Origin of the sequence: Lentzea sp. NPDC092896 (assembly GCF_044754905.1) — a bacterium.
Classification (GTDB): Bacteria; Actinomycetota; Actinomycetes; order Mycobacteriales; family Pseudonocardiaceae; genus Lentzea.
Genome location: NZ_JBIVPX010000009.1, coordinates 222,791 through 237,591, shown reverse-complemented (window position 1 = coordinate 237,591; position 14,801 = coordinate 222,791). Strand labels below are relative to the sequence as shown.

The 14,801-nt window shown below is 69.3% G+C and carries 19 protein-coding genes; 5 read left to right on the top strand and 14 right to left on the bottom strand.

The features are described 5' to 3' along the window. Window positions 1-1,095, top strand: coding sequence for a nucleotide disphospho-sugar-binding domain-containing protein (locus ACIQF0_RS36010; protein ID WP_401037250.1), 1,095 nt, complete (start codon window positions 1-3; stop codon window positions 1,093-1,095). A gap of 36 nt (window positions 1,096-1,131) precedes the next feature. Next, window positions 1,132-2,277, top strand: a complete 1,146-nt coding sequence (locus tag ACIQF0_RS36005) for a glycosyltransferase (RefSeq protein WP_401037247.1) — start codon at window positions 1,132-1,134, stop codon at window positions 2,275-2,277. Window positions 2,278-2,295: 18 nt separating this feature from the next. Here the strand turns inward: ACIQF0_RS36005 and ACIQF0_RS36000 are convergent, their stop codons facing one another. The 6 genes from ACIQF0_RS36000 to ACIQF0_RS35975 form a co-directional block, all read right to left on the bottom strand. After that, window positions 2,296-2,679 carry an STAS domain-containing protein gene (locus tag ACIQF0_RS36000; protein WP_360043875.1) on the bottom strand — a complete coding sequence of 128 codons (384 nt, stop codon included), beginning with the start codon at window positions 2,677-2,679 and terminating at the stop codon, window positions 2,296-2,298. Between the two features lie 103 nt (window positions 2,680-2,782). Further along, the gene (locus tag ACIQF0_RS35995; RefSeq protein WP_360043872.1) at window positions 2,783-3,151 is read right to left on the bottom strand and encodes a response regulator transcription factor; all 369 of its coding nucleotides are present in this window, start codon (window positions 3,149-3,151) and stop codon (window positions 2,783-2,785) included. Further along, complete coding sequence (locus tag ACIQF0_RS35990) at window positions 3,148-4,173, bottom strand: PAS domain S-box protein (RefSeq protein ID WP_401037243.1); 1,026 nt, start codon at window positions 4,171-4,173, stop codon at window positions 3,148-3,150. Before ACIQF0_RS35990 ends, ACIQF0_RS35995 begins: the two co-directional genes overlap by 4 nt. Before the next feature lie 16 nt (window positions 4,174-4,189). Next, a complete protein-coding gene (locus ACIQF0_RS35985; RefSeq protein ID WP_401037241.1) occupies window positions 4,190-4,552 on the bottom strand; it encodes an ATP-binding protein in 363 nt (120 codons plus the stop codon). A gap of 76 nt (window positions 4,553-4,628) precedes the next feature. Beyond that, complete coding sequence (locus ACIQF0_RS35980) at window positions 4,629-5,249, bottom strand: response regulator (RefSeq protein WP_401037238.1); 621 nt, start codon at window positions 5,247-5,249, stop codon at window positions 4,629-4,631. 5 nt (window positions 5,250-5,254) lie between these two features. Next, window positions 5,255-6,250: an FAD-binding oxidoreductase gene (locus tag ACIQF0_RS35975; protein ID WP_401037236.1), complete on the bottom strand. Its 996-nt coding sequence runs from the start codon at window positions 6,248-6,250 to the stop codon at window positions 5,255-5,257. A gap of 70 nt (window positions 6,251-6,320) precedes the next feature. Between ACIQF0_RS35975 and ACIQF0_RS35970 the strand changes: the two genes are divergently transcribed. Both ACIQF0_RS35970 and tuf read left to right on the top strand, forming a co-directional pair. Continuing rightward, a complete protein-coding gene (locus ACIQF0_RS35970) occupies window positions 6,321-7,178 on the top strand; it encodes a LysR family transcriptional regulator (protein ID WP_401037234.1) in 858 nt (285 codons plus the stop codon). A gap of 220 nt (window positions 7,179-7,398) precedes the next feature. Further along, window positions 7,399-8,580 (top strand): elongation factor Tu, encoded by a 1,182-nt coding sequence (gene tuf / locus ACIQF0_RS35965; RefSeq protein ID WP_360043855.1) that lies wholly within the window; start codon window positions 7,399-7,401, stop codon window positions 8,578-8,580. Window positions 8,581-8,654: 74 nt separating this feature from the next. Here the strand turns inward: tuf and ACIQF0_RS35960 are convergent, their stop codons facing one another. From ACIQF0_RS35960 to ACIQF0_RS35930, 7 genes are all read right to left on the bottom strand, one after another. Beyond that, window positions 8,655-8,987 carry a hypothetical protein gene (locus ACIQF0_RS35960; RefSeq protein ID WP_401037231.1) on the bottom strand — a complete coding sequence of 111 codons (333 nt, stop codon included), beginning with the start codon at window positions 8,985-8,987 and terminating at the stop codon, window positions 8,655-8,657. An 87-nt stretch (window positions 8,988-9,074) separates the two neighbouring features. Continuing rightward, entirely contained in the window at window positions 9,075-10,025 is a 951-nt protein-coding gene (locus ACIQF0_RS35955) for a TIGR03557 family F420-dependent LLM class oxidoreductase (RefSeq protein WP_401037228.1), read from the bottom strand. After that, entirely contained in the window at window positions 10,022-11,779 is a 1,758-nt protein-coding gene (locus ACIQF0_RS35950; RefSeq protein ID WP_401037225.1) for a thiamine pyrophosphate-requiring protein, read from the bottom strand. The genes ACIQF0_RS35955 and ACIQF0_RS35950 overlap by 4 nt, the downstream gene beginning before the upstream one ends. After that, window positions 11,776-12,498 carry a metallophosphoesterase gene (locus ACIQF0_RS35945; RefSeq protein ID WP_360043843.1) on the bottom strand — a complete coding sequence of 241 codons (723 nt, stop codon included), beginning with the start codon at window positions 12,496-12,498 and terminating at the stop codon, window positions 11,776-11,778. Before ACIQF0_RS35945 ends, ACIQF0_RS35950 begins: the two co-directional genes overlap by 4 nt. Continuing rightward, complete coding sequence (locus tag ACIQF0_RS35940; RefSeq protein WP_093592439.1) at window positions 12,495-12,743, bottom strand: BON domain-containing protein; 249 nt, start codon at window positions 12,741-12,743, stop codon at window positions 12,495-12,497. The genes ACIQF0_RS35945 and ACIQF0_RS35940 overlap by 4 nt, the downstream gene beginning before the upstream one ends. Beyond that, a complete protein-coding gene (locus tag ACIQF0_RS35935; protein ID WP_401037221.1) occupies window positions 12,706-13,296 on the bottom strand; it encodes a nucleotidyltransferase family protein in 591 nt (196 codons plus the stop codon). The genes ACIQF0_RS35940 and ACIQF0_RS35935 overlap by 38 nt, the downstream gene beginning before the upstream one ends. A gap of 37 nt (window positions 13,297-13,333) precedes the next feature. Beyond that, a complete protein-coding gene (locus ACIQF0_RS35930) occupies window positions 13,334-13,834 on the bottom strand; it encodes a GNAT family N-acetyltransferase (RefSeq protein ID WP_360043838.1) in 501 nt (166 codons plus the stop codon). An 85-nt stretch (window positions 13,835-13,919) separates the two neighbouring features. Between ACIQF0_RS35930 and ACIQF0_RS35925 the strand changes: the two genes are divergently transcribed. Beyond that, complete coding sequence (locus ACIQF0_RS35925) at window positions 13,920-14,144, top strand: zinc-ribbon domain-containing protein (RefSeq protein WP_360043835.1); 225 nt, start codon at window positions 13,920-13,922, stop codon at window positions 14,142-14,144. Between the two features lie 58 nt (window positions 14,145-14,202). Here ACIQF0_RS35925 and ACIQF0_RS35920 read toward each other — a convergent pair whose 3' ends face one another. Further along, window positions 14,203-14,787: a DUF998 domain-containing protein gene (locus tag ACIQF0_RS35920; RefSeq protein WP_401037219.1), complete on the bottom strand. Its 585-nt coding sequence runs from the start codon at window positions 14,785-14,787 to the stop codon at window positions 14,203-14,205. Window positions 14,788-14,801: the final 14 nt, after the last annotated feature.

Below are 14,801 nucleotides of genomic sequence, written 5' to 3'. Positions count from 1 at the left end.
ATGCGTGTTCTCGTCGTCGCCGCTCCCCTCCTGGGTCACGTCTTCCCGTTGATGCCGCTGGCCCTGGCGTTGCGCGACGCGGGACACGAGGTCGTGGTCGCCACGGGTGGTGAGGCGCTCCGGGTGCGCGACTCCGGCCTGCACGTCGAGGACGTGGTTCCCGCGAACGTCCGCTTCGGACCGATCGCGCTGCGCATCATGCTGACGCATCCGTTGGTGGCCAAGAGGGAACTGCGCGGCAGCGGCCGGCTCGACTTCGTGTCACGGCTGTTCGGCACCGTCGGTGACGCGATGACAGCGCCGTTGCAGGCCTTTGCCCGGACGTGGAAGCCGGACGTCGTGGTGCACGAGCCGCTCGCGGCCGCCGGGTCCGCGCTGGGCGTGCCCTCGATCGTGCACGACGTGTCGTTGTTCGACGGACTGGAGCTGACGGCCGCGGTCGGTGCGCGGATGAAGGCCGGAGTGCGTTCTCCCGCAACGGTTCTGCGCACGGCACCGCCGTCGCTCGCGGAGTTCCCCGGTGGCGAACGGATGCGGTTCGTCCCGTACAGCGGTGACGGTGAGGTGCCGCAGTGGCTCGCCGAACCCTCCGGCAAGCCGCGCATCCTCGTCAGCAGGAGCACCGCGCCCGGTCCTGGCGCGGGCCGGAGGATGGCGGCCGTGGTCAAGGTGGCCGAGCAGGTGGACGCCGAGTTCGTGCTGGTGCGGCCGGAACGCACCGAAGGGCTGCCCGGCAACGTCCGGACGGTCGGGTGGGTGCCGATTCCACGCGTGCTGCCGTTCTGCGACGGGATCGTGCACCACGGCGGCGCGGGGACGTTGCTCGGCGCGCTCGCGGCCGGGGTGCCGCAGCTCGTCGAGCCGGGGCCCGGCGACCGGACCGTGCACGCGACCGCGATCACCGGGCGTGGAGCGGGGCTGCGGGCCGAGCCGCGGGAGGTCACGCCGGAGCTGCTCACCCGGCTCGTCGAGGACTCGAAGCTGCAGCGAGCGGCGGGTGAGGTGCGCGCGGAGATCGCCGCGATGACCTCACCCTCCGACCTGGCTCGGCAGTGGGAAAGTATCCGGCATCGGGGTCAAGATTCGCGGGATTGACTCCCGAAGGAAAAGAAGAGCACCTAATCTGGCCGGGTGCGCATTCTCTTCTCGAGCCTAGGCTCACACGGACACGTTTATCCGATACTCCCGCTCGCGATCGCCGCGCGAGCGCAAGGACATGACGTTCTCTACGCCGTCGACTCGGGATTCCACGCGACTGTGGAAAAGCTGGGGCTGACGGTGGTCGACGCGGGCATCAGCATCTGGGACGCGTTCCGCCAGGCCAACGAGCTGCACGGCACGGGCGAGTTCCGGCGCGACATGCTGCGCCAGACGGCCGTCGACGCGTTCGGGTCGTTGCTGCCCAGGGCCTTCGTGAACGATCTGGAGCCGGTGCTCGAACGGGACAAGCCCGACCTGGTCGTCTTCGAGCTCATCAACCCAGGTGCCGGCCTCGCCGCCATGCGCGCCGGGATTCCGGCGGTGTGCCACGGTTTCGGCAAGATGGACGAGAACCTCGTTCCGGAGGCAATGAGCGACCTCCTTTTGGAGTACGTCGCCGAACTCGGCATCACGTTGCCCGATGGGCATCATTACGGACTCGGATCGACTTATCTGGACGTCTTCCCGCCGTCTTTGCAGGACCTCGACCATCTCTCGGACGTGGATCGAATTCCGATGCGTCCGGTTCCCTTCGCCGAGCCGGGCGAATTGCCCGATTGGGTCGTGGCGCACGAAAGGCCGCTCGTCTACCTGACGTTCGGCACCGCGTTCTCGAGCCCGGACGTGCTGAAGACCGCGATCGCCGGGGTGTCCGGGGTGGACGCCGAGGTGCTGGTCGCGACCGGGCCGCAGGTCGACCCGTCCGTGCTGACCGACGTGCCGGCCAACGTGCACGTGCTGCCGTGGGTGCCTCAGGCGGATCTGCTCGCGCACGCAGATCTCGTCGTGCACCACGGCGGCGCCGGCACCACGGTCGCCGCGATGACGAACGGCCTCCCGCAGCTGATCCTGCCGCAGGGGGCCGACCAGTTCCGCAACGCCGAGATCGTCGAGGACACCCGCCTGGGCGGCCGGCTCGTCGGCGAGGACTTCACGGCGGACGCGGTGCAGGAGACCGCACAGAAGTTGTTGAAGGACAACGAAGTTCGGGCAGCGAACGCCGCCATCGCCGCGGAGATCGCCGCCATGCCGCACCCCGACGACGTGGTGCCGAAGCTGGTCGAACTGGCCGGCTGACGATCTGCGAACCGGTGCCTACTCGCTGGGCACCGGTTTCAACGCCGACAACGCGTCCTCGACGGAGTCGTGCAGCGCGAGGACGTCCGCGACGCCCGTGACCTGCAGCGGTCGTCTCACGGCCCGCTGCGGCGCGACGACGTGCAGCTTCTTGCCCAGCTCGTCGGCGAGCTCGTGGGCCGTGATCAACGTCGAGATGCCGGTCGAGCCGAAGAAGCTGACCTGCGTGAAATCGGCGATCAGCGCGGGCCCGGCGGTCACGAAGGCGCGGCGCACCGCGTCCAGCACCTCGTCGGCCGTGTCGACGTCGATCTCACCTTCCACGGCGATGACCACGATCCCTGCGACAGTCGCGGCACGGACCGTGAGCAGCGGCGATTCCTTGAACTCTTCTTCGTTCACCAGCACTCCCCGGTGGCCGAAGGCGCACGAGACTCGGACTCCGAGCACGCTGCTGAACCCGGCTACCGCCCCGACGTTACGGCCGTTGCTTCCCCATCACAACCTATCGTCCTCCCAACCGCCGGACGGCGGCGACCAGTTCGGTGTTGCGCACACCCTTGGCCAAGTAGTCCGTGACGCCCGCACGGCGCATCTCGTCGACCGCGCCCACGTCGGTGTAGGCGGAGAACGCCAGGATCCTCGTGCCGGGCGCACGCTGCAGGATCTCGGACGCCGCGTGCGAGCCACCGCCGAACGGCATCCGCACGTCGAGCACGACGACCGCCGGCGCGTGCCGTTCGGCCAGCTCGACGGCCTCGCGGGCGTCGGCGGCGACCGCCACCACCTCCAGGTCCGGCTCGTCGTCGAGCACGTCGCGCAGAACGTCCCTGATCAGGGGATCGTCGTCGGCGATCAGCACGCGGACGATCACGGCCGCACGTCCGGCAGCCAGAACTCGACGACAGTGCCCCCGCTCTCGCGTGCCATCACGGTGCACCAGCCTCCGGACGCCACCGCCCGCTCCCGCATCTCGATCAGGCCGAAGTGGCTCGTGTTCAGGTCGAGGCCGGCGATCCCGACGCCGTCGTCCACGACCCGGACCAGGAATCCCCGGTCCACAGTGGACAGATCGAGGACGGTCGACGACGCACGCGCGTGCTTGCGGACGTTGGTCAGCGCCTCCTGGCAGATGCGGAAGATCGTGATGGCCGCGTCACCACCCGGCTCGCGGTCGAGCCCGTACCGGATCTCCCCCACCATGGAGGTGTCGGCGAGGTACGCGGCCAGCGAGTCGCGCAGACCCTGGCGCTCGATACCGGGCGGGCGAACGCGGAACACCAGGTTGCGCAGCCTGCTGATGGTGGCGCGGACCGCCCCGTCGAGCTGCCCGACCATCTCGCGGTGCTCCTCCGGCAGCTTGCGGGCGAGCAGTTGCAGCCGCATGTCGACGGCGACCATGGCCTGGATGGTGTCGTCGTGGACGTCCCACGCGATGCGCTGCCGTTCCTGCTCCTGCGCCTCCACGAGGTGGGTGAGCAACCGGCGCCGGTCGGTGAGCTGCTGCTCGGAGCGCCGCCGTTCGGTCATGTCGCGGGTGACCTTGCCGAACCCGCGCAGCTCACCGGCGTCGTCGTGGAGCGCCGTGATGATCACGTTCGCCCAGAAGCGGGTGCCGTCCTTGCGCACCCGCCAGCCCTCGTCCTCGATCGCGCCGTCGGCCTTCGCGACCCGCAGCTCCCACTCCGGCTTGCCGGAGCTGACGTCCTCCGGCGGGTAGAACGCCGAGAAGTGCCGTCCGATGATCTCCTCGGCGGTGTAGCCCTTGATGCGCTCGGCGCCGGCGTTCCAGCTCACGATGTGCCCGCGGGGGTCGAGCGCGAAGATCGCGTAGTCGCGGACCCCCTGCACGAGCAGGCGGAACAGATCGCTGTCGCGCCAGGCGTCCGGTTGCACGGCCTCATCTTGCGGCCTACGCCGTCAGCTCACACCAGACGACCTTCTGACCTGCCCGTTCGGTGACGCCCCAGCTCTCGCCGAGCGTCGCGACGAGTTGCAGGCCCCAGCCGCCGGCGCGGGGTCCGAGGTCTGCGGCGTCGTCCGCGACCTCGACCAGCACCTGTTCTTCGCCCACGAAGAGACGCACGACGGGGCGGCCGCTGCCGTGGCGGACGGCGTTGGTGGCGAGTTCGTTGACGACGAGCACGACGTCCTCGTGGTTGCCGCGATAGCCGCAGACGAGCGCGGTGCGGCGGGCGAAGTCCCTGGCCAGTGCCACGCCGCCGCGCCGGTCGTTCTCCGGGAGGGAGAAGACGGCTTCGATGAGCGGACCCATGGCCACTCCACCACGGTGCACCAACGGCACTGATCTGGGCAGACGCAGATGGATCAGGCCGTCTGGTGCAGGTGCATCAGTCGAGCAGGCCCTCGCGGCGGGCGATCGACACCGCTTCGAGCTGCGAACGCGCGCCGAGCTTGTCGAGCACGCGCTGCACGTGGTTGCGCGCGGTGTTGCGGGCGACGCCGAGCCTGGTCGAGATCTGGTCGGTGCCCGCACCGTCCGCGAGCAGCAACAACGTCTCCTGCTCGCGTGCGGTGAGCGTGGCACCGGCGGCCTTGACCCGGCCGGTCAGCCGGTCGAGCACCCCCGCGAGCAGCCGCGAGTCGAACACGACCTCGCCCGCCGCGACCCTGCGCACGGCCTCGACCAGGTCGTCCAGCCGTGCCGACTTGAGGATCAGCCCCGCTCCACCGGCCTCGGCGACGCGGGCGGCGACCGACGCCGTCGCCTCGCCGGTCAGCACCAGCACCTTGGCGCCGGCCCGGACGAGGTCCGGGATCAGCGCGGTGCCGTCGCCGTCGGGCAGCCGGCGGTCCAGGAGGACGACGTCGGGACTCCTGCGGACGGTTTCCGCGAGGGCGGTGGCGACACTGGACGCACGGGCGATCACGGTGAACCCGGCCCGTTCCAGCGCCTGTCCGATCGCCTCGGCCACCATGTCGTGGTCCTCCACGAGAACCACACTGGTCATACCGGTCAGCCTACGGCGTAACGGAAGTTCCGCGACCGTCCGACCACGAACGGTCGCAGCTGGTCGAACACCTCTTCGTGCTGCTCCTCCACACCCAGCCGGGGTGAGATGAGCTTGACGAGGTGGGTGGCCTCGGTCTTGAGAGCCCCGCCGAGCGGCAGCACGCCGAGGAAGATCTCGGCGCTGGAGCGCGCGGCGGCCTCCCTGGCGTTGTGCAGTGCCTCCAACGGCAGGTCGCTCAGCAGGACGTTGTCGCCCTGATAGGTGTGCGGCGGCAGTGGTTTGCCGGCTGCCTGCGCGAACGGTTTCGCGCTGAACTCCTCCTTCAGCGCGGGTGCGACGCGCAGGTGGTCGACGTCGAACGGTTTCGTGCTCGCGAAGGTGACGCGCACGACGTCGCCGAGGGTGGTGAGCGCGGGGGTGACGTGGTCCGGCAGGTCCCAGCCGTGGAACGCCTCGAACACCTCGGGCGCGTGCTGCGCCTCGAAGAACATCTCGCCCGCGTGGACCTGGTCGATCGGCAGGAGCTCGAACTCCAGGGCGGTGACGACGTCGCCGACCTTCCCGGTCCTGCGGACGCGGTCGCTCGCGAAGCCGAACTCCCTGGCCAGCACGCTGAATCCGCCGCCGAGGGTGTAGCCGACGACACCGACGTCGCTCGCGTCGCCACTGAGCGGGGCGAGGCCGTGCGGCGCGGCCTTCTCGATCACCTGCTGCCACACCGCGCCGGCTTCGGCCCTGGCGGTGCCGGTCCCGACGTCGATCTCGACGTCGTTCATGCGCCTGGTGGAGATCAGGACGCCGGTCGTGGCCGTGGTCAGGCCGTGACCGGTGGTCTGGATCGCGTACTCGAGGCCGTGGGTCTCGGCGTGGCCGACGGCTTCCTCGACGTCCTGCTCGTTCTCCACGGCGAAGATCACCTGTGGTTCGTGGCGGAGCCCGGTCTGGAAACCGCTGCGTTCCTCGTCGTAGCCGGTGTCTCCGGGATGGAAGATCTGCATGTCTTCAGCTTCGCTGGCCTGGTGTTATAAGTCCAAGATCTGGTTGTGCTGGTCTCTATAATCGTTAGTTATGGAGCTTCGGCAGCTGGAGTACTTCGTCGCGGTCGCGGAGTCGGGCTCGTTCACGCGAGCCGCGGAACGGGTGCACGTCGCGCAGCCCGGCGTCAGCGCGCAGATCCGACGGCTGGAGCGGGAACTCGGGCACGACCTGCTGGACCGGTCGGGGCGCTCCGTCACGCTGACCGACGTCGGTGCGGCCGTGCTGCCGTTGGCACGGGCGGCGCTGGGATCGGTGGAGGCGGCGCGGCGGACCGTGGAGGAGATGGCCGGGCTGGTGCGCGGTGCCGTGCGCGTCGGGATGGTCGTGTCCTGCGGGATCATGGACCTGCCCGAGCTGCTCTCGGCGTTCCACTCTTCGTTCCCCGCTGTCGAGATCACGTTGGCGGAGGCCAACTCCGACGCGCTGATCTCGTCCCTTGTGGACGGTCAGCTGGACTTCGCCCTCGTCGGTTACGCGGGGCGGGAGCCGGAGGGGCTGTCGGTCCGGGTGCTGGCCGACGAACCGCTCGTGGCCGCGGTCTGCGCCTCGGATCCCTGGCACGGCAGGGAGTCCGTGCCGCTGGACGAGTTGCTGGAACGCGGGTTGATCAGCCTGCCGCCAGGCACGGGGTTGCGCGGCGCGCTGGACGCGGCGTGCGGATCACGGCGGCCGCGGATCGCGTTCGAGGCCTCCGCGCCGCCAATGGTGATCACGCTGGCGCAGCGCGGGCTCGGTCCGGCGATCCTGGCGGAGTCGATGGTCGGTGACCTTCACGCCGTGCGGATCACCGATCCCGTGCCGCACAGCCGGCTCGCCTTCGCCTGGCGCGCGGAGGGTCCGCACAGCCCGGCAGCGCGGGCGTTGATCGGGCTCGCGAAAACCAGGTGACAGCGGATCAGACCGCCTGTCACGATCAACGCATGTTCCTGACGGCTGAGCACAACACGTACGCAGGTGTTCCTGCGGACGCGCTCGCCGTTGTCCTGGCACAGCTGGCCGGCGCCCGACTCTGACCCTTCTCCAGTCCATCCTTCAGGACCACTGGAGGAGGGTTGTAGCGGTCCATCGGTTCTGAACCTCCAGCTGTGACTCCCGAGGACATAGGACAATGAAGCAAGAGTTCGTGCGCGCCAAGCCGCACCTCAACATCGGCACCATGGGGCACGTCGACCACGGCAAGACCACGCTGACCGCGGCCATCACCAAGGTTCTGTCCGAAAAGGACCCTTCGGGCACGACCTTCACGGCGTTCGACCGGATCGACCGGGCGCCGGAGGAGCTGGCCCGCGGCATCACGATCAACATCGCGCACGTCGAGTACGAGACGCCGACGCGTCACTACGCGCACGTCGACATGCCCGGCCACGCCGACTACGTGAAGAACATGATCACAGGGGCGGCGCAGCTGGACGGCGCGATCCTCGTGGTGTCCGCGGAGGACGGCACGATGCCGCAGACGCGCGAACACGTGGTGCTGGCGCACCGCGTGGGCGTGCCGTACGTGGTGGTGGCGTTGAACAAGGCCGACGCGGTGAGCGACCCGGAGCTGCTCGACCTGGTGGAGCTGGAGATCCGCGACCTGCTCTCCCAGTACGGCTTCGACGGCGACGCCACCCCGGTCGTGCGGGTGTCGGGCCTGCGCGCGTTGCAGGGCGACCCCGAGTGGGTGCAGTCGGTGGTGTCGTTGCTCGACGCCGTGGACTCGCACGTGCCGGTGCCGGAGCGCGACATCTCCGGTCCGTTCCTGATGCCGATCGAGAACGTCCTGACCATCACCGGCCGCGGCACCGTCGTGACCGGCGCGGTGGAGCGCGGCGTGCTCGGCCTCGGCGACCAGGTCGAGGTGCTCGGTCTCGGCGACGCCGTGTCGTCGGTGGCCACCGGCATCGAGACGTTCGGCAAGCCCATGCAGCAGGCCCAGGCGGGAGACAACGCCGCGATCCTGCTGCGCGGGGTGAAGCGCGGCGACGTCCGGCGCGGCCAGGTCCTGGCCCTGCCGGGCAGCGTCGCGCCGCACACCCGGTTCCGCGCGACCGTGTACCTGCTCTCGCACGCCGAGGGCGGCAGGCACACGGGCATCGCGTCGAACTACCGCCCGCAGTTCCACTTCCGCACCGGCGACGTCGTCGGCGTGGTGGAGCTCGACAGGACGCTGGCCCTGCCAGGTGACACCGTCGAGGTCACGGTGGAGCTGGGCAAGGCGGTGGCGATGGACACCGGGCTGGGCTTCGCGATTCGCGAGGGCGGCAAGACCGTGGGTGCCGGCACGGTCGGCGAGATCCTCGTATAAGGCGGCGGTGACGGCCCGAGAAGGTGGTCGCGCTGCCTTGGAGCGCGGCGGGACATCCTTGTCCCGCCGCGCTTTCACGCGTTGAGCAACGCACGGATGTGGGCGTGTTCGGGGACGGGGAGCGAGCGGGCCAGGTAGAGCTCGTCGAGCGGCCGGACGAGTGCGCGCAACTCACGAGCCGGTCTGCCCGGCAGAGCACGCAGGACCGTCCCCAACGCCGCACGGCGAACGACGGGATCGTCCCGCTCACAACCAGGGCAGGGGCAGTCGTCGGGCTCATAGCCGGTGATGGCACGGACGGGGCCGTGCACGAACCGTGCCCAGCCGTCGAGTGCCTCGGCGGTCTCGCCTGGTGTCAGGTGCGTGCGCTCGATCGTCGCGATCGCGCGCAGGGCGGCCGAAGACAATCGGGGGATCTGACTGGTCCGCTGCTCGCGGACGGGGCGCCTAGGCGGCATGGCCCTTTCTGGTGGTCATGCCGCGATCCTAGCCCGTCACACGTCCAGCAGCGGCACGACTTCCTTCGCCCAGAACTCGAAGAACTCCTGCTGGTTCGGCCCGATCTGCTGCACGTATACCTCGTCGAACCCGGCCTCGGCGAACTCCCTGACCTTCTCCGCGTACTTCTCGGGATCCGGGCCGCACGGGATCGCCTTCGCGATCATCTCGGGCGTCACCAGCTCCGACGCCTGCTCGAAGTGGCGGGGCGTCGGCAGCACCTGGGCCAGTTCGCCGGGCAGGCAGTCGTTGGGCCACAACCGGTGTGCGGTGGCGACCGCGTCCTCCTCGGACTCGGCGTAGCAGACCTTCATCCCGCTCTGCGCCGGTCCGCGTCCACCCTCGACGCGGTACTCCTGCACCAGGTCACCGGCCGGGCCGACGCACACGTAGCCGTCGCCGCAGCGCGCCGCGAGCCGGACCGCCTTGGGGCCGAACGCGGAGACGTAGATCGGCACCGGGCGTTCCGGCACGGTGTAGAGGCGGGCGTTCTCGACGGTGTAGTGCTTGCCGTGGTGGGTGACCTCGTCGCCTTGGTGCAGCGTGCGGATGAGGCCGATCGCCTCCTCCAGCATCTCGAGCCGCACGTCGGCGGACGGCCAGCGGTCGCCCAGCACGTGTTCGTTCAGCGCCTCGCCGCTGCCGACGCCGAGCACGAACCGGCCCTCGGTCTGCACCGCCGCGGTGGCGGCGGCCTGCGCGATGACGGCCGGGTGGATGCGGACGATCGGGCAGGTCACGGCCGTGGTGATCGGCAGGGTGACGGCCTCGGACAACGCGCCGATCGTGCCCCAGACGAACGGCGACTGGCCCTGTTCGTCGTTCCACGGGTGGAAGTGGTCCGAGATCCACAACGACTCGAAGCCGTGCTCCTGTGCCATTCGAGCGTTCCGGACCAGCTCACGCGGTCCGTGTTCTTCCGAGGAAAGGAAATAGCCCGTGATCACGGCAACAACTCCTGGATCTTGGTCTTGAGCCCGCGCGTCATCAGGTCCCACGCGTCGGGGTCGCCGCGCAGCACGGCCTCGGTCATGTCCTTGAGCTGTTCGAACGTCGCGTGCGGCGGGATCGGCGGCACGTTCGGGTCGCAGCGCACGTCGAGCACGGTCGAGCCGTCGAACGCGAGCGCCGTCTCCCAGGCGGTGCTGAGCTGCGCCGGGTCGTTGACCTCGATGCCCTGCAGGCCGATCGACCGCGCGAAGGCGGCGTACGAGATGTCCGGAAGTGTCTGCGACTCCTCGAACTTCGGTGCGCCGCCCATCGCGCGCAGCTCCCACGTGACCTGGTTGAGGTCGTTGTTGTGGAACACGCAGACGACGCAACGGATGCCGTACCGCTTCAGCGTCAGCAACTCCGCCATGCCGTTCATCTGCATCGCGCCGTCGCCGACCAACGCGATCAACGGCCGGTTGGGCTGGGCGAAGGAGGCACCGATCGCGTACGGGACCGCGCAGCCCATCGTGGCCAGCGTGCCGGACAGCGACGACCGCACGTTGCCCCGGATCTTGAGCAGCCGCGCGTACCAGTTCGTCGCCGAGCCGGAGTCCGCGGTGACGATCGCGTTGTGCGGCAGGCGTTTCGAGAGCTCGGAGACGATCCGCATCGGGTTGACGGGATCGGCCGGCACCTGCGCCTGCCGTTCCACGACCTCCCACCAGCGCTCGACGTTCGCCTCGATCGTCTCGCGCCACGAGCGGTCGTCCTTGCGCTCCAGCAACGGGATCAGCGCGCGCAACGTCGCTCCCGCGTCGCCGACGAGGTTGACCTCGGTCGGGTAGCGCATGCCGATCGCGCGGCCGTCGAGGTCGATCTGCACGCCTCTGGCGGCACCGAACTTCGGCAGGAACTGGGAGTACGGGAAGTTCGATCCGATGATCAGCAACCGGTCGCAGTCGCGCATCATCTCGTACGACGGCCGGGTGCCGAGCAGCCCGATCGATCCGGTCACGTACGGCAGGTCGTCGGGCAGCACGTCCTTGCCCAGCAACGCCTTCGCGATGCCGGCACCCAGCACCTCGGCGGTCGCGCGCACCTCGTCGGACGCTTCGCGAGCACCTTGCCCGATCAGGATCGCGACCTTCTCGCCGCTGTTCAGCACGTCGGCAGCGCGTTGCACCTCGTCGTCGGCAGGCACGACGGTCGACGCGGGACGGGACGGCGGGCTCGACGGGATGTACTTGAACTCGTGCTTGGGCGCGGCGTACTCCTGCTCCTGCACGTCGTTCGGGATGATCAGCACGGCGGGCGCGCGATCGGCGGCGGCCGTGCGCATCGCCCGGTCCAGCGCGTTGGGCAGTTGCTCGGGCACCGTCACGTCGACCAGGAACGAAGCGACGTCGCGGAACAACGAGTGCAGGTCGACTTCCTGCTGGTAACTGCCGCCCTGCGCGGTGCAGGCGGTCTGGCCGACGATCGCGACGACCGGCACGTGGTCGAGCTTCGCGTCGTACAGACCGTTGAGCAGGTGGATCGCGCCGGGTCCGGAAGTCGCGAGACAGACACCCACGTCACCGCTGAACTTCGCGAAGCCCACGGCAGCGAACGCGGCCATCTCCTCGTGACGGGTCTGGATGAACTTCGGATCGTTGTCCGCCTTGCCGAACGCGGCCACGATCCCGTTGATGCCGTCGCCGGGATAGGCGAACACCTGCTTGACACCCCAGTCGCGCAGGCGTTGGACGATGAAGTCCCCGACGGTCATGAAGAAGTCCCTTCCAGCACGTACACCGTGTAGGCGGAGCGGATGATCGGCTGCGCGACGTTGCGCACCCGCACACCGCCCGGCGTCATGCCCTGCTCGGTGCCGAAGTGCGCGTGGCCGTGCACGGCGAGATCCGTGCCGGTGGCGTCGATGGCCTCGCCGAGCAGGTACGAGCCGAGGAACGGGTAGATCTCCGGCGGTTCGCCGCGCAACGTGTCCGGCACCGGCGCGTAGTGCGTCAGCGCGACCTTGATGTCGGTGTCCAGTTCGGACAGTGCGCCCTCCAGGTTCTCCGCGATCTCGCAGGTGTGCTGGATGAACGCCTTCATCTCGCGCTCGCCGAACGCGCTGCCGCACTTGCCGGCGAACCCGCCGCCGAACCCCTTCACGCCCGCGATGCCGATCGAGCAGCCGTTCGCGCGATGGGTGAAGGTCGTGCCCTCCAGCACGTGGATGCCCTTGTCCTGCAAAGTCTTGGTGACTTCGAGCGGTTTGTCGTCGTGGTGGTCGTGGTTGCCCAGCACCGCGACGACGGGCACCGGCAGGTCCGCGAACTCGTCGGCGACGACGGCGGCCTCGACGACCGTGCCGTGCCGGGTCAGGTCACCGGCGAGCAGCAGGACGTCGGCGTGCTCACCGACCTTCTCGAGCGCCGGCCTGAGATGCCCGCGCATGTCCTCGCCGAGGTGGATGTCCCCGACGGCGGCGACTCGGATCATCGCAGGTCCTCCTCACCCTCCGGTTCGCCCGCAGGTGTCACGCGCACGTCGTTGAAGATCGTCAGTTCGGGGGCGGCCTCGTGCAGGACCTCCTCCAGCGCCGCACGGCGGTCCGCGCACGCCACGTCTCCGGAGAGCATCACGTGGTCACCGCGCACGGTGACCCGGACGCCGAGTTCGGCGGTGCGCGGGTCCTCGGCCACCGCCCTACGCAGATTTGCTGCCAGGTACTGCTCGGAACTCATGGTCTCTCCCGATGATGTCCAGGCGTTCGATGAGCATGAGGAACGCTTCGGCGTAAGGAGATTCCTCGGTCTCCTCGCGAACCTGATCCCAGTCGATCTGCTCCCGCAGCGCGCGGGCGAACGGCAACAGCTCGCTGAAGTCGCAGCGATGCCCGTCCAGCACGAGCAGCTTGCTGCTCAGCACGAACGTCGCCGGCATGACCGGCAGCATCACCGACCCGACCGGCATCTCCTCGGCCATCGCGAGGATCTCGTCGGTGACGAGGCGTTCGTTCGGCCGGAAGAGCAGGTCCACCAACGAATCACCGTCGTAGACCTTGAGCAGCCAGTCCTCCGGTGGCTCCGCGGCGCGCAGCCCGCGCTTCACCAGCACGCGCACGGCTTCCGCGGCGTCCTCCGGGCGCACGAGGAGATCGACGTCGTGTTCGCTCGCCGGCCCTCCGCGCGCGTACCCCGCGCAACCGCCTGTCAGCGCAAAGGGGATCTCCGCGCTGCGCAAGGCGTTGGCGACCTTGACCAACGTCCGCAGCAGTTCGTCCTGCAGTCCGCTCATGCACTCCCGGCTACCCCGCCGGGGCGCGGCGTGAACCTCAGTCCGTGGCGAGCCGTGCGTGCGTCTCGGTGTCGTAGCGAATGCCGTCGTAGAGCAACCGGGCCCGTTCGACGCCTTCCACCGCGTAGCCGGCGCCCGTCGCGACGCGGCAGGAAGCAGGGTTGTCCAGGCGATGCGCGATCTCCAGCCGGAACAGACCGAGTTCGGAGAAGGCGAACTCGCTGACCGCGCGGCACGCCCTGGTCGCCAGTCCCTTGCCCCGCGCCTCCTCCCGCATCCAGTAGGAGACCCACCCGGTCAGGTGACGGCGCTCGACGCTCGACACGGCGACGTTGCCCACCGGCACGCCCTCGTGCAGCACGGCGAACGAGTACGCGGTGTCGTCGGTCCGGCGGGACGTGAGCAGCGCGATCCACTCCTCGGCGGCGGGCAACGAGTCGATCAGGGCCGTGAACTGACGGTCCATCATCGGTTCGCCGGACGCGGCCAGGATGATCGGCGCGTCTTCCGGGGTCCAGGGCCGCAGCAGGGTGTCCACCTGTCCACCTTCTGAATTCCGCGGGCCCACTGCAACTCAGAGGGGCTCTCACACGTCAAAAGGACATCCGGGACGAGGAGAGCAGATGGTCATTTTCGGCTGGCGCACGACGATCGAGCAGCTGCGCATGCTGTCGCTGGTGTGCGGGCACTGCCACCAGCAGTCGGCGCACAACCTGTTCCGGCGCTACACGAAGCCGACGATCTTCTTCATCCCGCTGTTCACCATCAGCAGCAGGTACGGGTTGCAGTGCACGTTCTGCGGAGTCTCCTACGACATCAGCAAGATGCACGCCCATCAGCTGGTCTGACAGGCGGCGCAGCCGGGCGCGTGCTCGTCGGTGGTGACGCGCCCGCACTCCGGGCAGATCAGCTCGAGAAGGCAGGCCGGTTCAGCCTCAGGGACACGAGCGAGGTCCAGACCCAGCCGATCGTCGCGACCACGTAGAGCAGCACCGTCCCGCCGGGGTTGCCCAGGAACGCCATCGGCACCACCAGGAGCACGCCCGTCAGGCCGCTCATCACCGCCAGCCATCCACCGAGCCTACGCGCGAACACGAAGCACGCCCCGATCCAGCCGATCATCGCGAGCCCGAACGCGACCGCGTGCAGGGCGCCGTGCCAGGACAACGAGGCGGGTGGCCCGTCCGGCGCTCCGGCGGGGAAGCCCATGGCCGGATCGGCGACGAACACCCCGCCGAGGATCATCCCCGCCCCCATCAGGCCGATGAGCCGCGCTCCCCATCTCGTGTGCTTCGCCATGCCCGTGGCCGCGACCAGGAACAACGCGCCGCTGACGATGAAGTTCGCGATCTGGATCCAGCCCAGCGGGCCGAGGCTGAGCATGCTGAACGGGTGCCGCGAGAGGTCGAAGCCCTCGCGGGTGAACGCCTGGGCGTACCCGGCGACGAGGTAGAGCGGACCGGCGACGACGCCACAGGCGATGCGGGACATGGGTTCCTCCAGAG